This window comes from Paraburkholderia tagetis, assembly GCF_022213065.1.
Lineage (GTDB): Bacteria > Pseudomonadota > Gammaproteobacteria > Burkholderiales > Burkholderiaceae > Paraburkholderia > Paraburkholderia tagetis.
Genome location: NZ_JAKLJA010000011.1, coordinates 157,385 through 179,582 on the forward strand (window position 1 = coordinate 157,385; position 22,198 = coordinate 179,582).

The window sequence follows — 22,198 nt, forward strand, 5'->3', positions numbered from 1 at the left end:
AGTGCTCCAGATGGCCGCGAATATCCAATCAAAGGGACAGGCAGTGAAGGCATGGGGATGATCGGCGCGGTGCTGACTGTGCCCGTGGAAACCGAATCTGCTGCAGAAAGTGTGGGACGATCACGCGCGGCAGCCTGGCGTCAATTCTGTGCGGAGTGACGTCAAGTATCGCTGGTGTGGAAAGCGGCCAGACTTGATCGTGAAGAGAAGATACAAGCTATCGAACACAGTGGGAAAGTATGCGCCAGGCATTGTTTGAAAACGCCTGGCGCATATGTTTTCATTCGCCATCCGTTTCGATCACGATCACGCCATCTTCAACGCGCGTCTTGTACGTCTTCAGCGGAATCATGCATGGCGGCGCGACGACCTCGCCGGTCTTGATATTGAACGAGCCGTTATGGAAATCGCATTCCACCGTGTCGCCATCAATATAGCCTTCTGACAACGAACCTGGACCGTGCGTGCAGGTGTCATCCGTTACGAAATATTCGCCCTGAATATTGAATACGGCGAGTGTCAGGCCGTTCTTCTCGACCTTAATCGCCTTACCTTCAGCTACGTCCCCTGCGTGGCAAAGGTGAGCAAATGCGCAAGCGTGACTCATAGGGAATCTCCATCGTTGACAGGTTGTGGGTCCGATGATAACTTTGTTCTTACGCATTGAACAGCGTTCCATATATAAGAACGAAAGACATGACGGATTACAACCGCGTCAAATGGCGTCGCGCAACAACAGCAACCTGAGGCACATACCATGTTGAGAAAAGAGCAGAACGATCTCGTCACACAAACCGGTCCCGGTACGCCGATGGGCGAACTGTTCCGTCGTTACTGGCTGCCGGCGTTTCTGTCGGAAGAACTCGCGGAACCTGGCGGCGAACCGGTTCGTCTGCAACTGCTCTCGGAACGCATGCTGGCGTTCCGGGATTCGGAAGGCAAATTGGGCCTGATCGATGAATTCTGCGCGCACCGTGGCGTGTCGCTATGGTTCGGCCGTAATGAGGAAGGCGGTATTCGCTGCCCTTACCACGGCTGGAAATACAACGTGACCGGTCAGTGCACCGAGGTACCGTCCGAAGCAAAGGAAAGCGGCTACGCGGAAAAGATCAAGCTGAAGTCGTATCCGCTCGTTGAGCAGGGCGGCGTCATCTGGGTCTACATGGGCCCGGCCGACCAGCAGCCGCCCCTGCCTGCATGGGAGTTTTCGACCGTGCCGGCAAGCCAGTCTTTCATGAGCAAGCGGATTCAGGAATGCAATTGGCTACAGGCACTCGAGGGTGGAATCGATTCGAGCCACGTTTCGTTCCTGCACAGCGGCAGCCTCAACTCTGATCCGCTGTTCAAGGGCGCGAAGGGTAACCAGTACAACCTGAACGACCTGGCTCCGGTCTTCGAAGTTGTCGAAGCGCCGGGCGGTCTGGCAATCGGTGTGCGACGCAATGCAGAGGACGATCAGTATTACTGGCGTATCACGCCGTGGGTCATGCCTTGCTTTACGATGGTTCCTCCGCGCGGCGATCACCCGGTACATGGCCACTTCTGGGTGCCGATTGATGACCACAATTGCTGGGCATGGAGCTTCGATTACCATCCGACGCGCGATTTGACGGAAGACGAAGTGCAAGCGATGCGCGACGGCAAGGGCATCCACGTGCGCTACGTGCCGGGCACCAACTACGTTCCCGAGCAGAACAAGACGAACAACTACCTGATGGACCGTGCAGCACAAAGGGCAGGCACCACGTACAGCGGTGTGGAGGGCATCGCCATGCAGGATGCCTCGCTTCAGGAGAGCATGGGGCCGATCCAGGATCGCACGAGAGAGAACCTCGTAGGCACCGACAACGGAATCATCATGATGCGCAGCCGGATCATGAAATCTGCGCGCGCACTCGCTGAGAACGGCACGCTACCGCCGGGCCGTGATCCGGAGTCGCAGAAGGTTCGTTCAGTAGCGATTCTGCTCAAGCGTGATACGCCATTCAGCGAAGGCGCTCGCGATGCAATGAACGCGGAAGAAGGCAAGAATCACCAATCGATCTGAGCCACTGTCGGTTGTCCAAAGGGGTATTCGTTCGATCCGGGCAGTATCTGCCAGCAGCGGCGCAAGAAGTCTTTATAGCAAGGCTTGGCGGCCTCGGCAGACTTTGGTGACTTAATGGATTTCAACTCATTGAACTCAATGTGCCTTTGGTACGAGCCGACGAAACACGGACGAGAAGTACGAATACCCCGATATGAACGAAACTCTTGTGAATAACCAGAACCATCGCATCACGCTCGCGGACACCGGTCAGTCTTTCGAATGCGGTAACGATGACGTGCTGTTGCGATCGGCCCTTCGGAATAACGTCGCGTTTCCATACGAGTGCAATGTAGGTGCATGCGGAAATTGCAAATTCGAACTCATCGAAGGCGAAGTTGATGCCAAATGGCCCGAAGCCCCCGGCTGGACCGCGAAGGATCGCGAGCGCCGTCGCTATCTCGGTTGTCAAAGCGTGCCGAGAGGCGATTGCACGATCAAGTTGCGTCCGAATCCGCACTACGCGCCGATACATCAACCGAAACGTGTGACAGGTACATTCATGTCGCGTCGGCCGGTCACCCACGATATCGCGGAATTCCGTTTCGAGCTTTCGGATGACATGTGGTTCGAGCCCGGACAATACGCGTTGCTGACGCTACCTGGCGTTAGCGGTCAGCGGGCCTATTCGATGAGCAACATCGTGCAAGGCTCGCATGCAAAGGTGCTCGACTTCCAGGTGCGTCGCGTACCGGATGGTCAGGGTAGCAACGCGCTGTTCGGCACCCTGGCGGCGGGCCAGCAGATCGAGATCGATGGCCCCTACGGTATGGCCTATCTGCGTCGGAACGTGAAGCGCGACATTCTCTGTCTCGCCGGCGGGTCAGGCCTTGCCCCGATGATTTCGATCGCGCGCGGTGTGGCGGCAGACCCGGGAATGCAGGGCGTCAAGCTGAATTTCCTGTACGGCGGTCGTACGCCACGCGACGTGTGCGGACGTGACATGCTCGAAGTGCTCGAGAATTTCGGCAAGCATCTTCATTTTGACGCGGCCGTTTCCCACGCGGGTGATGGTGAGCAGTGGGGCGGTCACACTGGCTTTGTGCATGAACTGGCTGAGTCGATGTTCGGCGACCGCCTGCGCGATATGGAAATCTATTTTGCCGGGCCGCCTGCGATGGGGCAGGCGATCCAGAAGATGCTGCTGGCGCGTAACGTGTCGTTCGGACAGGTGCACTTCGACCAGTTCTATTGATTTTTCTTCGCACTCTAAAGGAGGCAGTGTGAGCAAACTGCAGCTTTCAGTTGCGGTCGGCCCCTACGACCGTATGCGCCCCCTGGTCGATGGCGAGGTGCAGATCGAGGGCGTCGAACCGACGTTCATGTTGCAGGAACCGGAAGAAATCTTCTTTCGCGCGCTGCGTCACGCGGACTACGACATCTGTGAATTGTCGTTGAGCAGCTATTCTGTCCAGACGGCAGCGGGGACGTCGGCTTACGTTGCCATTCCGGTATTTCCTTCGCGCGCGTTCCGTCACACATCGGTGTATGTGAACGCGAACGCGGGTATCAAAAAACCGGAAGATCTGCAGGGCAAGCGCATCGGCGTGCCCGAATATCAGCTCACCGCAAACGTGTGGGTACGCCTGTTCCTCGAGGAGGAGTACCGCATCAAGGCATCGGATGTCACGTGGGTGCGTGGCGGTTACGAAGACCCGACGCGCGTCGAAAAGATCAACCTCAATCTGCCCAAAGATGTGGAACTGGTGAACGCCCCCGAAGGCAAAACGATTTCCGGCATGCTCGACGACGGTGAAATCGATGCGCTGATCGGCCCGCGCGCGCCGTCGTGTTTCGATAGCGGCTCCCCGAACGTGAAGTATCTGTTCGACGATCCGCAGGCAGAAGCGGCGGCCTGGTATCGCAAAACGAGGCTGTTCCCGATCATGCACACGCTCGGCATCCGGCGCACGCTCGTTGAACAGCATCCGTGGCTACCGATGTCGGTGATGAAGTCCTTCGAGAAATCGAAGGCGATCGCACTGCGCCGCTTGACCGATACATCGGCTACGAAAGTGACGTTGCCATTCATCGAGACTCAGCTTCGCGCCGCGCGTGAATTGATGGGTGACGACTTCTGGCCGTACGGTTTCGCCGCGAACGAACATACGCTCAACCGGTTCCTGGCGCAGCATTACGCAGAAGGGCTGTCGAGCCGCCTGCTGGAAGCGAAGGATCTCTTCCATCCGGCCAGCCTCGAAAGCTTCAGCATTTAAGCGGACACAAGAGACGCTCGGCAAATCCCGGGCGTCTTTATTCGAGATCCCGTAAAGATATCATGACGCAACAGGTCGCAATCGAGCAAAGTGGATTTGGTGCGAAGGAAGATGGACTGGCAGGCAGCAAGCTCATATTTGGTGTAATGGCAATATCCCTTGCGACTGCGCTCAGTAGCCTCGATAGCGTGATTGCCAATATAGCGTTGCCCACCATCACAGCGATATTGAATATCAGCCGTTCGGATTCGGTGTGGATTGTCAACGCGTACCAGCTTTCGATCATCATGATGTTGTTGCCGCTGTCGTCGCTGGGCGATCGTGTCGGTTATGCGCGCATCTACGTCGGTGGTCTCGCGCTCTTCACGTTTGCATCACTGATGTGCGCGATGTCGAAATCGCTCGACATGCTGATTGTTGCACGTGTCTTGCAGGGCCTCGGTGCAGCCGGCATTGGCAGCGTCAATACCGCCATCCTCAAAATGATTTATCCGTCCCGGCTGCTCGGGCGTGGCGTCAGCATTCATGCGTCGGTCGTTTCCGTTTCGACCGCTGCGGGGCCGACGATTGCGGCGGCGATTCTCTCCGTTGCGCCATGGCCCTGGCTGTTTGCGGTCAACGTGCCGCTGGGCATTATTACGTTCTTCGTCGGGTTCAAGGCGCTGCCTCGCCCACCTGTCTCGATAGCACCCTATGACTACTTCAGTGCGTTTCTGAATGCAGCGACGTTCGGGCTGCTCGTGACCGGTGTCGATCGAATGGGGCACAGCGATGGCATTAGCGCAAGCGTGGTAGTCGAGCTCTCCGCCGCAGCTATCTGCGCGTGGCTATTGGTGCGTCGCGAGCGAAATCGAACAAAGCCGCTATTGCCGGTAGACCTGCTGCTTCAACCGGCATTTTTGCTGGCTGTCATGACATCCATCTGTTCGTTTACCGCACAGATGCTCGCGTTCGTATCGCTGCCGTTCATGCTGCAGGGTGCGCTAGGACGCAGTGCAATGGAAACCGGCGCGCTCATCACCGCCTGGCCGATTGCGGTCCTTTGCATCGCACCTCTGGCAGGTTCATTGTCGAACCGCTTTAAAGCGGGGGCGCTCGGCGGCGTCGGACTGGCTATCCTTGCAACAGGGCTGGCATCACTCGCGCTGTTGCCGATGCATCCCACTTCGTTCGATATCAGCTGGCGCATGGCCGCCTGCGGAATCGGCTTTGGGCTGTTCCAGCCGCCTAATAACCGATCACTTCTCGCGCTTGCACCGCGTGGGCGAACCGGCAACGCGAGCGGCATGATTAGCGTAGCGCGCGTGCTAGGGCAGACGTTCGGTGCTGTGCTCACGGCGTTTATATTGCGCATTGCGCCTCATCACGCTGGCGTTGTCGCGTTGATCACAGGCGCGAGTTTCGCTGCTGTTGCGGCGTGTGTCAGCCTGACTCGTTTGTTGTAAGTCGTTTGTCGTGGCCGGAAAGCCCCCCCCCCTATTTTTGGTCTATTGTCGACGGCCTTGCCTTGAGAGAAATGGATGAACGCGAGAGATTTTACGCACGTATCCGCAACGGCGGACGTCGAAGCGCCGACGCGTCAAAGCGACGCCAGCATGGTCTGGTCAGATGCACGGCTGCTAGGCTTCACGCTGATGGATGACGTGCACGAGGAATTCTACGAGGTCGTGCTGCGCCTCGTGACCTGTACCGATGCCCATGCGCTGGCCGCGATCGAGGAATTTGAAAAACACGCGATCAGCCATTTCAATCAGGAAGACGAATGGATGCGTGCGACGAATTTCCCGCCGCGCGATTGCCACGTCGAAGAGCATGCGGCCGTGTTGAAATCTGTGTGCGAAGTCAAGGCGGCACTCGATGCAGGGCAGATCAACGCGGGCGTTGTGCGTGATTTCGGTATGCATCTGTTTGGCTGGTTTCCCGGGCATGCAGACTATCTGGATTCTGCGTTAGCAGCGTGGATGACGAAGCAGACCATGGGTGGAAAGCCAGTTGTGCTGCGACGGACTCTATATGCCAGCCGCAGAGTTCGCCCGAATCAGCCGGGGCTTCCGGACAAAGCCCCGGAGAACGACTGAAGTTCGGCTACGTCTTCGGGAAGCGATCCCGGGCCGCGCGTGAGAGCCAAATCGTGGCCACGCAACCGATAGTCGACATGATTGCCGGCGCCCAGAAGATCTGCGCCATGGGCATGTGCATGCGGATCAGTTCGCCGCCCGTGATGGGGCCAGCAATCGCGCCAAAGCGCCCCAGACCGTGTGCCCACCCCGTACCCGAGGCGCGGATCTGAGTGGGATAGCAAATGGCCATCAAGGCATTCGTACCCGACTGCGTACCCAGGATGAAGACGCCGGCGCCGAACACGCCAAGGGCAAGCATCATGGAGTGCGTTTGCTGCCCCAGGAACAGCGCCGCCACGGCTCCGAGCGCCATATACAGAGGCACGATCCACAGACGCCCCCGATCCAGCATCAACGACATCAGAAGGCCCCCGAGCACGCCACCCAGGTAGTACATGGAGGCATCGTGTTCGGCCTGGTGCGGGTTCAGACCCAACGAATGCAGAAGGGTCGGCATCCAGCTGTTCATGAAGAAGTTCGCGAACAGGGTCATGATCGACATCACCCAAATGAGCGGGGTAATGATGCGTAGATTGCCTTCAAAAAGCTGAGTGACGTGGAACTTCTTTTCCGCAAGGTGAAGGATCTGAAACCTCGCATCGACTGGGATGTTCAATTCCGGACGGATTCGGCGCGCAAGCTTCACGATCTGCGGATCGTGCTGGTTACGCACGGCCAGGAACTTGATCGACTCAGGCAGGAAGAAGTACGCCAGGGCTACAGTCACGAGCGGAGCCAGGCCACCGATGGTGAAAATCAGGCGCCATTGCGTGGGGTGGATGATGCTTCCGAGCTGGCCAGGCAGCGCACCGCCAAACGTCAAGCCCACGAACATCATCGTGGTCAACAATGCGCGTTTGTGCTTCGGTGCGTATTCGGCTGTCAAAGCCACTGTATTCGCAGGCAGGCCTCCGAGAGCAATCCCGGTAAAGAAACGGAAGACCATTAGAACAAGAAATGATCCGGCAGTCGCGCTCAGCAGTGTGAACACACTACAAAGCAGTGCCGCGGAGAGGACAGCTACACGCCGGCCCCAGCGGTCACCGATGTAGCCGAAACCCAGGGCACCAAACAGCATACCGAACAGGCCGACACTGAACAGCGGTGCCAAGGCGTGCCGCTCGATCCCGAACTCGCCGGCGATGCCAATTGACGCGAATGCGGCGGCCGAAAGATCATAGCCATCACAGAGTTGGCATAGAAAACCAATTAAAACGACTGCCCAGATGAATGGTCCAATCTTTTGCTCATCAACAAACTCTGTGATTCGAATCGTTTGTGAATTGACTTCGTAGCTCATTATCGCAAATCTCCAGATGCTGCCCGCAGTACATATAAAGGTGACGGATTATCCGATTGAAACGACACTCGAGAAATGGGGGTTTACAAGCTCATCAACCTGCATGAGTTGCGAATAATGCAATCGATCATTCGGGGATGGTCGATGCTTACATGGGTTCCACCTTCTATCGGGTGAAACACTGAATCTTTCCACGCATGAGTTAGCGGGTATACGCCCATAGGCGTAACCTCGTCACAGGTGCCGTGAATCAACACGCCATGAATTCCATGCAATTTATTTGCGTTACTGATTAGCTGATCGGGCGATAGAAATCCTTCATTCAGGAAGTAGTGGGCTGAAATGCGAGCCATCGCCAACTCTTGCTTCTTCGCGCCCGGGCCCGTATCGCGTTCCTGATCCCGGAATCCGGCCAGATGATTTTCCCAGGCGCACCACCTATATGCCGCTTCGTATTCCTCTTCGCGAATGCCGCAATTCAATGCCTTTGCGTAGGCCTGTAGAAGGCCTTGACGTCCGGCGGCCCCGGTCCATCCTGAGAATCGCGCCCATGCCTCAGGGTGCCGACGACCGGCCCCCCCTCCGTAAAGCCACTGCAGTTCGTCCGCGGTGCAAAGAAAAACGCCACGCAGGAGCAGGGCGCGGATTCTTTGCCGGTGGGTTTGCGCATAGGCCAGGGCCAGGGTGGTCCCCCAGGATGAGCCGGAAATAATCCAGCGCTCGATATTCAGCAGGGTGCGTAGTTGCTCGATATCGGAGATCTGATCGTCCATGGTGTTGTGTTCTACGCTGGCCGCGGGTGTAGAACGACCGGCCCCACGTGGGTGAATGAGCACAATTCGATAAGCCATGGGGTTAAAGAATCGGGGGTCCTGGCGGCCGGGAGCGCCACCCGGGCCCCCGCATAGATGCAGCAGGGGAATGCCCACCGGATTGCCATGCGCTTCCCAGAAGACGCGATGACCTCCACCGACCTCCATCCAACCGGATTCGCGGGCAGTGCTCGGGGGATAAAGATCGCGCAGATCGTTCATCGCGAGTCCCTTATTCGGTTGCGGCTTCGGTCTCGGGTTCAAATGCGCTTTGGCCCAGCCCGCTTGACGTCGGGAACACCAGCGATTTGATCACTACGGGTGCCGCTGATGCCGTGGGAAGCAGCTCACCGATGTCAACGAAATCGAATTCCTTGAGCGAGATTCCGTCAATGGAAACGATGGGCACCGGCAGACCGCGTTCGCGCTTGAAGTGGATGCCGATCAAGCCGCCGACATCGCCCTCGCCGATCAGGACGACAGGTTGCCCGGCTTCAATCCGCATGCGCATGGCGTTCACGACGCCGACAACAAACGCGTCCATGCGACGATAGAATGCGGTCCCGGCAAACCGGTAGAAGAGGGCAACGGCCTTCGTGTCATCGTGCAGATCCAGCCGCTTAAGTGCGGCTGTCACAGCCTTTTCGATGTCGTTGGGATCGAGTTGATCCGCTTCCAGATCGAGATCGAGGACCACCACCGGAAGATTGCGCAGCGGAAGAACCGACTGCGGTTCAACGTAGACCGTGCTGCCGCTGACTTGAACCGTGTATTGCGACGCACCGACGACCGTGGCCCGGATACCTTCGTCCGTTTCCTTGATTTCGGCTCCCGAAGCTTCGATGCGCTTGCGAACTGCGGCGGCCAACATCAAGCCCAGGTCGCCGAATCCCCGCGTTTCGCGGCCGTAAACATATTCCGAAACACCACCGGAGAACGTGACGATATCGGGAACCCCGGCGCCTTCCAGGGGCGCAAGACGCAGCAACGAAGCCGTTACCGGATCGAGTTCCGCACCGTTCTTCATCGACGCTTCACACAGCCGCCGGGCCATGCGCTCGACGATGGCCTCCAGCACACCGGGGAGCGGGGGGCGACCCACGGTCAGCGTAACGCCAGCTTCCTCGGCAAAGCGCTCGCCTGCGGCTTCGACACGGGCAACGCGGCCTTGCTCGTCGAGGGTAATGATTCGGGCGCCGATGTCGATAGCGGTAACGCTTTTGACCTCGCCTTCTGCGCAGATCGCAATTTTCGTGGTTCCACCGCCAATATCCAGGTGGAGGAGGCGGGTATCTTGACGCAGTGAACGCAAGACGGCGCCGGAACCGAATGCCGCCAGCATGGATTCGAGACCGTCACCGGCCGAGACGGAAACAAATTTTCCCGCCTGCGCGGCAAACAGATCCGCGATTGCGCGCGCGTTACGCCGCCGGACCGCCAACCCGGTGAGGATCAGGGCGCCGGTATCAATCTGTTCTGGCGTGACACCCGCCTTCTGGTATTGCTCATCGATAAATGCACCAAGCCGCACCTCGTCGATCGTCAGATCGTCGGTATAGGGCGTAAGCAAGATATCCGATTCGTGAAGGATCGTGCGTTCTGAAACGATGTAACGTGTGGTCGTTCGTTCGAGAACGATGCGTGAAACAACCATATGGGAAGTGGAGGACCCGACGTCGATTCCCACGCTGATTAGTCGGATTTCGTCTTCTTCCTCCAGACTCCGGCCGGTGTCGGTAAAGAAGATGCGACCCTCTTGCGGCTCACTGCTCATGCGTCTCTCCAGCACATAAAAGACGGGGCTGTGTCCCTGGTAGAACACAGCCCTATGGACTAACTCCCTGTGGGCCCACTACGCGAACGCATTAGACCACCGAGTCACCGACACTCTTTTCCGGCTTGATGTACCAGGACGGGTCCATACGACTTTGGACGCCGTTCTTCGCCAGACGTGCTTCGTACTCTTGACGGATGTACGGATCTTCCATCCAGTAGGGGATAGCAGTGCCACCAGAGCCGACGTCCTGAGCGGTGTAGTCGTTGTGCTTTGAACCCGGGGCGCCTGGATCACGGCCTGGATTGTGCGGCCCGAACCATGCCGTCAGACGGAATGGGTCCTTGGACGTGCTGAAGTGCTGGTGGTACCAACGTGCGCCGCCAGGCGCCGCGGTCACCATTCCGCCGTAGCCGTAGTCGAGGCGACGCACCTTGTCCGCGTGACCGTTGGCCCACGGGTTTTCGCCGCATTCTTCCGGCCACGTGTACGTATATCCTTCACCCTTCAGACAGATGAGAATCGCTGCCGACGTGTGAGCGTGGGCCTTCGAGTAGCGGCCTTGTTCGTGCTGGCCGATCCAGAAGTAGAAGCAGTTCTCCGTCATGAACGGCTCAACGCGGCGATAGCCCGGCGAACGACGGTTGTCCAGCGGGAGATCGCAGTTGACCGCGTCGGTGATCAGGTTGGTACGACGACGAGCAAGACCGCGGACCGGGTCCGTTTCGATCTCATCGCGCGGCTTGTAGAAGTCTTCGTCTGCACTGAAGCGATCACGGAACACGAAGGGGTTGTTGAACACCGCTTCAACGTTGTTGATCTGGTTCATCACGTTCGGCGCCGTGTTGCCTGCGAGGAGGATCGCTCCCGAGTTCGAACCGTCGACGATACGGAACCATGCGTTCATCGGAATCGAGAACATCGAACCGGCTTGCCATTCGAAGATGTGCTTGCGGCCTTCGCCTTCAAGCCAAACCTCGGTGGTGCCACGGCCTTCGACCACCCAGTATATTTCTTCGAACATGTGCTTTTCGGGATTCAGTGCGCCGCCTGCGGGCACTTCAACCACGTAGCAGCCCCACTTCGTTTCCGTTCCCAGCAGCTGGATGTAGTGGCCGCGACCGCCCTTGCGCTTCCATTCCACCATCGGCAGATCGCGCACGTCCTTGATGCCGATGTCACGAAAGACCGGAACGCCTTCGCTTTCCATGAAAAGGTCATAGGGCGTCGGTTGCTTCCTGAACTCGCCAAAACCGGCTTTCTTGTGGCCGGCGGGTTCGTGCCAGTGGGCAAGGTCTTTTTCATGCGGCATCGCTATCTCTCCTTGTATGGGGCGATCTTCAAGTAAAGAACTATCTCGTGGGTTCTTATATGAGGAACAATGTTTGATATTGCGGAACGCGATGATTGGACCACGATACCGCAACAGGTGTCAATGAAGATTGACCTTTACTGTGATTCGGCATGCGAAGTAAACCGCGAACAACCGGATTCGTATGAAATTTCGCACTCTGGAGGATCGCTGCGTGCCGGGTATCCCAGCCGCCTCGGGGTTTGCGAAACTCAGCAGTTGTAGGCCACGGGTTTGGCGTTGGGGACTTCCATTAGCGTCACCGCCTCATCCTGAGTGCCTTCAATGATCTGTATGAGAGACCGCACGGTTGTCCCGTGGGCGCATACCAATACGCGCTTGCCTGCCTGTATGCGCGGCAATATCAGGTCCGACCATGCCGCGCGCACACGGATCGCTGCATCGCCAATAGATTCGGCGCGGGGCAATGACCGGGGAGCGAAAGGCGAATACCGGGAATCCGATTCCGGACTGTAATGATGGTTTGGGGGCACGGGTTCCGGACGGGCATCCGTGTTAAAGCGGAAATTCGTCAACTGGCGAAGGCCGTACTGGGCAGAAACCTCCGCTTTGGTCATGCCGGTCAAAATGCCGTAATGCCGTTCATTGAGTCGCCAGTCGGCGACTGGCGGCCGTTCCTGGTCCGGATAGAGGTGCGTGGCCACTACCCAATAGGTGCGCAGGGCCCGCGTCAACATCGAGGAAAACGCATGATCGAAAGTCCAACCCGCGCTCCTTAGCATCTCAGCCGCCATCTGGGCCTGAATCACGCCCCGTGGCGTGAGACCGATATCCGCCCATCCGGTGAACCTGGAACTCGCATTCCATTCGGATTCGCCGTGTCGCAGTAGCACGAGTTTGGCCTCGGGTCCGAGTGGGGCGGGGGCGAGCATCATTGGATTTTCCTCTTCTCAAGCTGTTATCCATGGGCCGGGGTCAGTCGTGGATACAGGCCTCGAAACCGGCTCTCAAGGCGTCACGATCCAGATTTCGGCCAATTAATACGTACCGGCTATAGCGGGCCTGCGCTTCTGTCCACGGACCTTGAAAGTCGCCTTCCATGAGCATGTGGACCGACTGGAATACATACCGGCGCTCATATCCTGAGATGTGGAAAATCCCTTTGGTGCGCAGGATATCGGCGCCTTGCACTGTCACCAGGTTCCCAAGCCATTCTTCCAGCGTGGTCAGATCCAGCGCCTTGTCCGTTTCCAATGAGACGCTACGGATACCACGCGCCTGGATGTGGTTATCTTCGTCGTGAGCGTGATCGTGTTGGCCATGACCGTGACCGCAATGTTCGTCATGCACGTGTCCATGGTTGTGACCGTGGGCGCCGTGGCCACAATGCTCATCGTGGTCGTGCTCTGGAAGCGGTGCATGCGCCATCACGGCCACGGCTTCGACGCGGGACAGGTCGAACGATCCACGGCCGACCACTTCGTCGAGCGGTACCTGACAACGTGATGTCCTGTAAATCCGTGCAAACGGGTTAAGCGCCCGAAGTGCGGTCTCGGTGGCGTGCAACCGCTTTTCCTCTACATGTTCAACCTTGTTGATAATCAGTTGATCCGCGAACGCGACTTGTTCCACGGCTTCCGGACTATCCCCAAGTCTCTGATGGATGTGCACAGCATCCACCAGAGTGATAATTGAATCGAGTTTAAAGTGTGCCTGCAAATGGGGGTCGACCAGGAACGTTTGGATCACGGGGCCTGGGGCAGCCAAACCAGTAGTCTCGATGATCACCGCGTCAAAGATCTGAGCGCTGGCCACCAGCTTATAAAGCACCTGGATCAAATCGGCCCGTACCGTGCAGCAGATGCATCCGTTATTCATTTCGAATAACTCATCATCTGATGAAACGACCAGATCATTATCAATACCGATCTCACCGAACTCGTTGACGACCACGGCGTACTTTTTGCCATGATCTTCCGACAGAATACGGTTAAGCAGCGTCGTTTTACCCGCTCCCAAATAACCCGTGAGAACCGTTATCGGGATCGTCTTATTCATTCAGATCTCTCCAGCGACCCCGGGATCCAGTCCGCCCCGGGGTCTAAAGAATTGCTGCCGCAGGTCACTTGGGCCCGGACGCTTCTGATTTACATCCAGGGCATGATCGACACATGGATTGCGTCTTCTGCGCCGCCCACGGCCTTGATAGCCGCGTCTGCATCCTTAAGGGCAAAACGGTGCGTGGTGATCTTTTCGAGCGGGAAACGCTTCGAAGCCAATTGTTTCAAAGCGAGTTCGCAAGCCTTGTATGAGTGGCCGCGAGCCGACTTGATCGTGATGGCCTTGACGGTGACCTTGCCAATCGGGAAGTTCGGGAAGTCGGCCATCTCGCCTTGAATCAGCAGCGTGCCGCACTTGCGCTTCAGTGCCTCGATGCCGAGCAGGATGGCCTTCGTCCCCGCGCCTGCCGTGCAGTCCAGAGCGACGTCAACACCCTGGCCGTTCGTTGCTTCGAGGATCTTTGCGAGCGGGTCCTCCTTGGACACGTCGATAACGACGTCGGCGCCAAGTTCCTTCGCGATTTCGAGGCGCCTGGAGTCCTTTGCCGTGCCGGTGACGATGATCAGGGAGGCGCCCGCTTGCTTGCACGCGACGACTTGTGACAGACCTTGCTGGCCCGGACCCTGGATCAAGACCGACGTGTCATAACCGACGTTACAGTCGAACAGGGCCCATTCGATGCCGTTTGCCATCGGGGTCACGACGCCTGCAAGCTCCGGGTCCAGACCTTCCGGAACCTTGTGGATGACCGCATTCGAGGGCAGGTAGATATATTGCGACAGGCCGCCCAGCAGCGGCGAGTGGTCATTGTCAATTGCCGTGTAACCGAGGCGGATGCCCTTCGGGTTGAAACGCCAGTCGGTGCCGATGCAGTGACGGTATTGGCCCGAGTGGCAGTGTTCGCACTGGCCGCACGAGGTGTAGTGTTCAGGGAAAATGCGATCGCCGATTTTGAGGCCCGTGCGCTTCAGGAACTCGGGGCCCGCCTTTTCAAGAATGCCGATGTTTTCGTGACCCATAATAATCGGAGCGCCCTTCAGTTGCTCCTTGTACATCTTGACGTCGGTGCCGCAGATGCCGGCGACTTCAACGCGCATCAGCGCGCAATCGTCCGCCACTTCCGGCAATGCGAATTCGCGCAACTCCAGTTCGCTCGGGCCAACACGAACCTGTGCAAGAACCTTGTCTACCATCTCTAACACTCCTTGGAAAAGTTTTACCGGCAGCAATTCAGCCTGCCGTCTGACGCCAGCGGATTCGATTGATCAAGATCGCGATGGATTAACCCATTAACCAGTCAACGGTCTACCAAGGTGCGAACGGCACTCACCGTATCGAAGCTACGCGGTGCCGCGGCCATGAGGAAGCGATAGCCCTCATCGATCACGCGTTGTGCGTTGGCCTTCGTAACGTGAGGATGACCAACGATCACGTTGTGTTCCTTGCACGTGGCAACGACTTGCGCCATTGCGGCCAGGACTTCCGGGTGCTCGGTCTGGCGGGGGACGCCCAATTCCTGGCTCAAGTCGCCCTCTCCAATCAGGATGGCGCCAATTCCAGGGACGTTCTTCAGCATGTCCGGGAGGTTCGTAATCCCCGCGGTGTCTTCGATCTGAAGAACGGCGAAGATCTCGCCTTCCGGGGCGAGGGGCCATACGTCGGCCTTTGCGTAGTATTCGGCCATCGACAGACCCCAGTAACGCGCAGCCTGCATCGGGCCATCGCCACGAATGCCCGCCGGTTCGTACAGGGGCTTGCCCTTTGTGCGTGCGTAACGGCATGCGGCAATCGCGTTGTATGCCTCTTCGACGGTCGAGATATGAGGGAAGACGACGCCGTAGCAACCAATGTCCAGAGCCTGTTTGGCCAGGAACTGATTCATCTCGCAACCGTTAGCCGGAACGCGGGCAAACGGGGTCACGGCCGGGGCCAGACCGCTCTTTGCGATTTGGCCACGGTTCATCAGGTATTGCAGGCTGTTGCGCAGGCTCTTGATATCCCAGCCACGGTGCTCGCCTTCGAAGACCACCGAATCATAGGGTGATGCCTGGACTTCGGTTGCGGTTTCGATTTCGCACGGTGCGAACAGGGAAAATGCGTGACCGCCAGTTTCGAGGGCTCTGATAACACCATTAAGACGCGACATGTTTTACCTTTCTTGTTGATCGGGAATCCAATAGATTTCCCATCGTTGCTACTTGACGGCCACGGCCCGCGCTTGAGCTTCACGGGCCTTCAACAGGGCATCGAGGCGCGGGTAGACGCGGCGGGCATTGCCTTCGAAGATCTTGAACTTCGTCTCTTCGCTCAGGCCCTGAACTTGCTCGATATAGCGCTTCGTATCGTCAAATGCGTGGCCCGTTTCCGGATCGATCCCCGGTACCGCGCCCAACATTTCTGAGGCAAACAAGATGTTGTCTTCCGGAACGACACGGGTCAGAAGCTCAATGCCAGGGAGGTGATAGACGCACGTATCAAAGAACACGTTCTGCATCACGTGCTCAACGAGTTGGCGCTTTTGCATTGCCAGGCTCATACCACGGTAACGGCCCCAGTGATACGGAACGGCGCCGCCGCCGTGCGGAATCACGAAACGCAGGGTCGGGAAATCCTTGAACAGGTTTCCCTGAATCAACTGCATGAACACAGCCGTATCCGCGTTGATGTAGTGGGCGCCCGTGTGATGGAAGTTAGGATTGCAACACGAACTAACGTGGATCATTGCCGGCACGTCGAGTTCCACCAACTTTTCGTAAATCGGGTACCAGTGGCGGTCCGTCATCGGAGGCCCGGTCCAGTGACCACCGCTCGGATCGGGGTTCAGGTTCACGCCCACGAAACCGAGTTCGTTCACCGCGCGCTCCAGTTCCGGAATGCAATTCGCGGGGCTGACACCGGGGCTTTGCGGTAGTTGCGCGACACCAACAAAATTGTCGGGCAGCAGCGTTGCAATCCGGTGGATGAGATCGTTAGACAAACGCGTCCATTCGACCGACGTTGCTTCGTTGCCGATGTGGTGTGCCATACCAGCGGCACGGGGGCTGAAAATCGTGAGGTCGGAACCGCGCTCGCGTTGGAGTTTTAGTTGCGGCTGAACGCTGGCGATGATCTCCTCATCGCTGACGCCGAGGTTCGTGCTCCTGGGCTTGCGCGCCGGGTCCAACAACCCTGCTAGCTGCTTGTCGCGGAAAACATGCAAGGCCAGTGGTTCGGTCGTGTAATGGCAGTGGGTATCGATAATCACGGTAGGGGAGCGCCGTATGTAAAATCGTTTTCGATGTTGGTTTGTCAGGCCGGAACCAGGCCTTGCACTTCGAATGCGGACTTGAAGAACGCATCCAGACGTTCTGTCGTATTCGCCGCCTGCTGATCCGCGGCGTTCACCGACCAGTACTCCGAAGCAGGAATGCACTCGTGAAGGTACATGGCAGCCGAAGTCGCATGCGATGCGTCTTGCCCAGGAATGATTAGCGTCGGGACGTTGAGCATCAACAGGTCTTCGGGCGGGGCTCCCGGTGCGGTATCGCGGTCAAACAGGGTCCAGCCCATGCCGGTCACGATTGCCCGGTACTTCGCGGCATCGAACGATGCAAATTCTTTCGCGAATTCCTTGTTCGTCTGGATCACAGATGCCCAAGGACCGCCGCGGGGATCCGCACCGAACGGCTTGCCGGTCGCCAACGCGAGTTCCACCACTGCGGCCATGCCGTTTTGGCTCACATAGGCCAGGTGCTCGAAGAAGCGCTGATGACTGCTCATCCGGTAGCGGGCACCGCCAACAGGCCAGTAGAGGACCTGACCCAAAACGCGTTCCGGGTGCTGGGTCGCGAACGCGATGACCGGCGAAACACCCATGCAACCACCCATCAGAAATGCACGGTCGATACTCAAGTGGTCGAGGAGGCCAATACCTTGCGCAACCATGTCTCGCCAGGTCACACGCTCGATGCGGCCGCCAGACTGACCGGTTTCGCGACGGTCAAAGACGATGCACTTGAAGCGCTTGGCCAGATAGTCGAGGGGATTGACCCGGGCATAGATACCAAGCGTAGTCCACGTTTCGATAGTGGCATTGAAACCACCCGGGCTGTACATGAGAAGCGCCGGCCCATCACCGATCACATCGTAACGAGTGGAAATTCCATCAACAGTAACGAAAGGCATATATGGCTCCCGGGAATCAGACTGCGGCTTTGGCTTTCGGGGTGCCCTTGATCTGCTTGCCGGCGCGGACATCGGCAAACAGTTCGGTAAACGCGTCCAGGGTCGTACGTGCCACGTTCGCGTATTGCTCCAGTTCAGCGTCAATGTTGGCCGCACCGTAGCCTATTGCTGCATGGGCCATGCGCACACGACCATCGAGCCACGGACCGCCGCCGAAACCGCCGATGACAGGGATATCGACCGCTTTGCACACTGCCTCACCGGCGACGGGGCCCGAATTCGTGAAATCGATCATTGAGGCCCCAGCCGCTTCCATGATCTTTGCATCCTTGACCAGTTGGGCAACCATGGCATCGGAGACCAGGGCGCCATTTGCGTTGTTGTATTGAATGCCGTATTTCAGCGCCGTTTGCGGCGTGATGCCGAACTGGGCCATCACGGGGATACCGGCCTTGACCAGCGCGCCAACAGCTTCCGGATAATCTGCGGCGCCGTCCAACTTGATCATGTCGGCCGCTGCTTCCTTGACCAAACGGATACCGGCTTCCACCGCCGACTGGACACCCCGTTGGAGCGAACCGAAAGGCATGTCGGCGCAAACCAGTGCACGCCTCGCGCCACGGCGAACCGCCCTGGATACAATAATCATTTCGTCCAGAGTGATTTCGAGCGGGTTTGCGTGGCCCCAGACGTTGACGCCCACCGAGTCACCGACGACGAGCATATCGACGCCAGCACGTTCGGCAATGCGAGCCATTTGCACATCCCAGGCAACCACAGCCATGATCTTCTGCCCATCGCGCTTCATTTGTTGAAGCGCCGGGATCGTGACTTGTTTATCGTTAGCTTGCATGTCTGATTCGGTTCTCGATTTCGATTTTCGATCGGTTGCCCAGGGCTTAGCCCACGAGGTCCCGCGTACCGGCGGCAAAGATGTCTTCGAGCGCGTATTGCCGGGTCAAGATTCCCTGTTCGGACGCAAAACGGATAACGCTTTCGAGCGCCTGACGGTTGGGCTCGATACCGTACGGGAGTGGGTCACCGCCAAGCGTGTCCATGACGCGGCCATAGAACTTGTCACGGGGTAGACGTTCTGGGTCTTGCGTTCGCTGGAGCAGTTCGAGCCACTGACGCTTGGAATCCGCAAATGCCTTGAAGAGCGTGGGCGCCAGATCGGGGTTCTGTTCAAGTAGTTCGTTGCGAACCACGACCGTATGGTTGATCGGGTAGTAACCCGATTCACGCATGGCCGAGAAAGCCACGTTCTGTGCATTGGGGATCAGGGGAACCAGATCCGGGTTTTCGACCTTAAGCCCCACGGCCGCCGACACTTCACTGGAGATCAACAGATCTTCGACCGTTTGGCCCGGTTCCACAGGCACCACGTTGCCCGGTGCCTTGTACTCTGCCACGTGCTCATCACCGGAGAGAATCCAGGTGATTTTTGAAAGATCAACACCGTATTGATGCTGGAGCACCGCACGGGCCCACACGCCGGCCGTAACCGTATAGCCACGATTGACCCCGACCTTGCGGCCTTCCAGCTGGCGCGGGTGCTCGATGCCGAGATTGCGATTCACCAGGATGCCGCCATGGTGGAACGCGCGAACGATAAAGACCGGAAGCGCCGTGAACGGCTTGCCGTATGCCCTGGCGCACAGATAGGTTGTGATCGCCATCTCGGAGACATCGAACTCAGTACCACGAACCATCCGCCGAAACGCCTGAATGATCGCCGGCACTTCTTCGAATTCCAGCGACCAGGGACCGGTATCAACCTTACCGGTTTTAAGGGCCTCCGTATGCCCAAGAGTCTGGACACATGCCTTCAGAATTGCCATTCAAAAAGTCTCCTGTCAACGGCTGTTAGCAACAACCATCAACATAGTTTTCAGGGACGATGAGCGAGCGCCTCAACCATTTCCAGGGCAAGTCGTTATCGTCGAATCCAGACATCGGTTTAAAGACCTTAAAGTGATGACGACCCTCGTCGGTCCAAAACGCAACCACGGTCTCCAGGGGAGGACATCCGGGCGCCTGACACTCGACTTCCGAAACCATGATCACGATATCGGTCCCGAGTTCGAAGTTCGCGCGCACAGCTTCACGGACGCGGTCCGCATGGGACAGCGATAGAGGATCGGGCTTCCCGATGTTTCCTGGCATCACAGGTCCTGCAAGTGGGATCGCGAATCCATGTCGTACGATTAATGTTCCTGTATACGGAACTTCGTTCTGAATACAGAGCCAACGATATCACTTGGGGTGCGGGAGCGTCAATCGGGGCTGTCAACTTTCCCGGGATTGCGCGAAGGTCCAGGCGTTCATGAAAGGGAGGGGGAGCGACGGCGGCAATGCCGTCCGAAAACGGATCACGTATCGAAGGGCGCTGGCATGTGCAGTGCATCGACAAGGCCGTGCTTGCCAGGCAGAGCGTGCTCGCAGAAGCCTGACGCGAATAACCAATCGCCAGACGATACTGGATGGGCGTTGGCACGCTATCACCTGGATCCTCGGAGGAATGTCCGATCGGCTTTAACCGGGTGATGCTGTCCTTCAGCGCTGAAGTCTAGCCGTGCTCGAGGCTGTCGGCGAGGCAGCGCAGCAAGGCCGCGCCGTCGCCGCGCCAGGCACTGCCGTGCATGCAGGCGAGCGTCTTCGGTTGTAGTGAAGCGAGGCGCTCAAGCATTGAGCGAGCATTCTTGGTGTGCGAGAAATAGTCCATCTTGTGACCGCCGGTGCCGTGTTGCCGGGGCGCCAGTCCGATCGAGGCCGCGAAGTTGCGGCCGCCCTCGAACTGCGCAACGTTTCCGACCTCGGATGCCAACAGGCTTGCCGTAATGGGGCCGATGCAGGGAATCGAGAGCAGCCGGGCCGCGTTCTCGTCTTCGCGAAGCTGTACCGTCAGATCCCGTTCGATATCGTCAAACTGCTGGTCGAGATAACGATAGTGAACATGGAGCCGGTAGATTAGCTGAACCAGCCGAGGCGGCAGATCGTGCACCGCAAGTACATCGGGCAGCCGGCGTAGCGTGGCTCTCGACAGAGGAACGACGATGCCAAACTCGAGCAGGACGCCGTGGATCCGGTTGGTGGCCGTGCGTTCGGTGACCAGGCCCTCGCGTGCCCGGTGCAGCGCGGCCAGGAGCTGTTGCGCTTCCGTTCGCGGTTCAACGAAGCGCATCGCCGGCGGTGACGCCGCCTCACAGATCGCCTCAGCGTCTATGTAATCGTTCTTGTTGCTCTTCACAAAAGGTCGAACGTACTGCGGCGAAACCAGCCGGGCAACGTGCCCCAGTTCGTTGAGCTTGCGTGCCAGCCAGTGCGATCCGGCACACGCTTCCATCACTACGGTAACCGCCTTGAGATTGCTGAAGAACGGAAGCAGTTGCGCGCGAGAAAGCTTCTTGCGGAACACCTCATGTCCCTTGGCATCCTGTGCGTGCAGATGAAAAACATGTTTGCCCAGATCGATGCCGATCAGGGTGACCTCGTTTGAAGCGGAGATCAACAAGGTGAAGCGCGCGCACTGGACCCACGTGGGCGACGCGAAGGACACTCTGCTTTCGCTGATGCAACACGAAGCGCACGTGCAAGCACCTCTGGCGTGGCTCGGCCACATCAAGGAGTTGAAGCAGCGCTACGGCATGAATTATGACCGCGCCAGCCTGCTCATTCAGCCGCAGTTCGTGGTGGAAAAGTTAAGCGAGATTACCGGCGGGAGGGCTATCGTCACGACGGGCGTGGGCCAGCACCAGATGTGGGCCGCGCAGTTCTTCGACTTCGTCGAGCCGCGAAGCTTTCTCACATCGTGCAGCATGGGGACGATGGGCTTTGGCTTGCCCGCTGCGATCGGCGCCCAGATGGGACGCCCGGATGCCGTCGTGATCGACATCGACGGTGACGGCAGCATGCGCATGAATATCGGCGATCTGGAGACCGCGACCACGTATGGCGTGCCGGTCAAAGTGCTGCTGTTCAACAACGTCGGCGACGGGATGATCCGGCAGTGGCAGCGTCTCTTTTACGACGGGCGTTTGTGCGTGAGCGACAAATCGCTTCATCGAAAGGACTTTGTCATGGCGGCGCGTGCCGATGGATTCGAGTTCGCGCAGCGCGTCGAGGCCCTGAGCGAAGTGGAGGAAAAGCTTCGGGCATTCGTGGCGTTCGACGGTCCGGCTTTCCTCGAAGTCATGATCGATAAGGATGCCGATGTGTTTCCGATGGTCGGGTCTGGCATGAGCTACTCGGAGATGATCACCGGGCCGTTCATCCCGTCGAGGGATGGACAGGAGTCGGGCGGCACACGTGCAGGCCATCAAACGGCTTCGGACATGTTCTAGGGTGATGCAT

Annotated in this window: 20 protein-coding genes and 1 pseudogene; 6 read left to right on the forward strand and 15 right to left on the reverse strand. The window is 58.1% G+C overall.

All coding sequences use genetic code 11. The annotated features are described in order from the left end of the window. Nucleotides 1-280: 280 nt before the first annotated feature. Nucleotides 281-607, reverse strand: a complete 327-nt coding sequence (locus L5014_RS15980) for a non-heme iron oxygenase ferredoxin subunit (RefSeq protein WP_238464701.1) — start codon at nucleotides 605-607, stop codon at nucleotides 281-283. A 150-nt stretch (nucleotides 608-757) separates the two neighbouring features. On the opposite strand from L5014_RS15980, the gene L5014_RS15985 reads away from it, so the two are divergent. The 5 genes from L5014_RS15985 (at nucleotide 758) to L5014_RS16005 (ending at nucleotide 6,380) form a co-directional block, all read left to right on the forward strand. Further along, nucleotides 758-2,047, forward strand: coding sequence for an aromatic ring-hydroxylating dioxygenase subunit alpha (locus L5014_RS15985; protein WP_238464702.1), 1,290 nt, complete (start codon nucleotides 758-760; stop codon nucleotides 2,045-2,047). A 193-nt stretch (nucleotides 2,048-2,240) separates the two neighbouring features. Then, nucleotides 2,241-3,281, forward strand: a complete 1,041-nt coding sequence (locus tag L5014_RS15990; protein ID WP_238464703.1) for a 2Fe-2S iron-sulfur cluster-binding protein — start codon at nucleotides 2,241-2,243, stop codon at nucleotides 3,279-3,281. 28 nt (nucleotides 3,282-3,309) lie between these two features. Beyond that, nucleotides 3,310-4,302 carry a substrate-binding domain-containing protein gene (locus tag L5014_RS15995; RefSeq protein ID WP_238464744.1) on the forward strand — a complete coding sequence of 331 codons (993 nt, stop codon included), beginning with the start codon at nucleotides 3,310-3,312 and terminating at the stop codon, nucleotides 4,300-4,302. Nucleotides 4,303-4,364: 62 nt separating this feature from the next. Next, entirely contained in the window at nucleotides 4,365-5,747 is a 1,383-nt protein-coding gene (locus L5014_RS16000; protein WP_238464704.1) for an MFS transporter, read from the forward strand. Between the two features lie 75 nt (nucleotides 5,748-5,822). After that, nucleotides 5,823-6,380, forward strand: a complete 558-nt coding sequence (locus L5014_RS16005; protein WP_238464705.1) for a bacteriohemerythrin — start codon at nucleotides 5,823-5,825, stop codon at nucleotides 6,378-6,380. 7 nt (nucleotides 6,381-6,387) lie between these two features. On the opposite strand, the gene L5014_RS16010 is transcribed toward L5014_RS16005, so the two are convergent. From L5014_RS16010 to L5014_RS16075, 14 genes are all read right to left on the reverse strand, one after another. Beyond that, complete coding sequence (locus tag L5014_RS16010; protein ID WP_238464706.1) at nucleotides 6,388-7,722, reverse strand: MFS transporter; 1,335 nt, start codon at nucleotides 7,720-7,722, stop codon at nucleotides 6,388-6,390. An 83-nt stretch (nucleotides 7,723-7,805) separates the two neighbouring features. Beyond that, nucleotides 7,806-8,756: an alpha/beta fold hydrolase gene (locus L5014_RS16015; protein ID WP_238464707.1), complete on the reverse strand. Its 951-nt coding sequence runs from the start codon at nucleotides 8,754-8,756 to the stop codon at nucleotides 7,806-7,808. A 10-nt stretch (nucleotides 8,757-8,766) separates the two neighbouring features. Further along, complete coding sequence (locus L5014_RS16020; protein ID WP_238464708.1) at nucleotides 8,767-10,308, reverse strand: ethanolamine ammonia-lyase reactivating factor EutA; 1,542 nt, start codon at nucleotides 10,306-10,308, stop codon at nucleotides 8,767-8,769. A 91-nt stretch (nucleotides 10,309-10,399) separates the two neighbouring features. Next, nucleotides 10,400-11,620 carry a cupin domain-containing protein gene (locus L5014_RS16025; protein ID WP_238464709.1) on the reverse strand — a complete coding sequence of 407 codons (1,221 nt, stop codon included), beginning with the start codon at nucleotides 11,618-11,620 and terminating at the stop codon, nucleotides 10,400-10,402. A gap of 251 nt (nucleotides 11,621-11,871) precedes the next feature. Beyond that, the gene (locus L5014_RS16030) at nucleotides 11,872-12,555 is read right to left on the reverse strand and encodes a 2,3-bisphosphoglycerate-dependent phosphoglycerate mutase (RefSeq protein ID WP_238464710.1); all 684 of its coding nucleotides are present in this window, start codon (nucleotides 12,553-12,555) and stop codon (nucleotides 11,872-11,874) included. A 40-nt stretch (nucleotides 12,556-12,595) separates the two neighbouring features. Then, on the reverse strand, nucleotides 12,596-13,678 hold the full coding sequence (locus tag L5014_RS16035) for a CobW family GTP-binding protein (protein ID WP_238464711.1): 1,083 nt from the start codon (nucleotides 13,676-13,678) through the stop codon (nucleotides 12,596-12,598). Between the two features lie 89 nt (nucleotides 13,679-13,767). After that, nucleotides 13,768-14,910 carry a zinc-dependent alcohol dehydrogenase gene (locus tag L5014_RS16040; protein ID WP_238464712.1) on the reverse strand — a complete coding sequence of 381 codons (1,143 nt, stop codon included), beginning with the start codon at nucleotides 14,908-14,910 and terminating at the stop codon, nucleotides 13,768-13,770. 68 nt (nucleotides 14,911-14,978) lie between these two features. Beyond that, nucleotides 14,979-15,827 carry an HpcH/HpaI aldolase family protein gene (locus L5014_RS16045; protein ID WP_238464713.1) on the reverse strand — a complete coding sequence of 283 codons (849 nt, stop codon included), beginning with the start codon at nucleotides 15,825-15,827 and terminating at the stop codon, nucleotides 14,979-14,981. A gap of 48 nt (nucleotides 15,828-15,875) precedes the next feature. Further along, nucleotides 15,876-16,925, reverse strand: a complete 1,050-nt coding sequence (locus tag L5014_RS16050) for an amidohydrolase family protein (protein ID WP_238464714.1) — start codon at nucleotides 16,923-16,925, stop codon at nucleotides 15,876-15,878. Nucleotides 16,926-16,969: 44 nt separating this feature from the next. After that, complete coding sequence (locus L5014_RS16055; RefSeq protein WP_238464715.1) at nucleotides 16,970-17,845, reverse strand: alpha/beta hydrolase; 876 nt, start codon at nucleotides 17,843-17,845, stop codon at nucleotides 16,970-16,972. A gap of 16 nt (nucleotides 17,846-17,861) precedes the next feature. Beyond that, nucleotides 17,862-18,698 carry a 3-methyl-2-oxobutanoate hydroxymethyltransferase gene (locus tag L5014_RS16060; RefSeq protein ID WP_238464716.1) on the reverse strand — a complete coding sequence of 279 codons (837 nt, stop codon included), beginning with the start codon at nucleotides 18,696-18,698 and terminating at the stop codon, nucleotides 17,862-17,864. Between the two features lie 46 nt (nucleotides 18,699-18,744). Continuing rightward, on the reverse strand, nucleotides 18,745-19,686 hold the full coding sequence (locus L5014_RS16065; protein WP_238464717.1) for a substrate-binding domain-containing protein: 942 nt from the start codon (nucleotides 19,684-19,686) through the stop codon (nucleotides 18,745-18,747). Between the two features lie 25 nt (nucleotides 19,687-19,711). Then, the gene (locus L5014_RS16070; RefSeq protein WP_238464718.1) at nucleotides 19,712-20,011 is read right to left on the reverse strand and encodes a hypothetical protein; all 300 of its coding nucleotides are present in this window, start codon (nucleotides 20,009-20,011) and stop codon (nucleotides 19,712-19,714) included. 403 nt (nucleotides 20,012-20,414) lie between these two features. Continuing rightward, entirely contained in the window at nucleotides 20,415-21,404 is a 990-nt protein-coding gene (locus tag L5014_RS16075) for an IS110 family RNA-guided transposase (protein WP_338019291.1), read from the reverse strand. Between L5014_RS16075 and L5014_RS16080 the strand changes: the two are divergent. Further along, nucleotides 21,343-22,188: pseudogene (locus L5014_RS16080) on the forward strand (thiamine pyrophosphate-dependent enzyme); the annotation flags it as partial. The gene L5014_RS16075 and the pseudogene L5014_RS16080 sit on opposite strands and share 62 nt — an antisense overlap. Nucleotides 22,189-22,198: the final 10 nt, after the last annotated feature.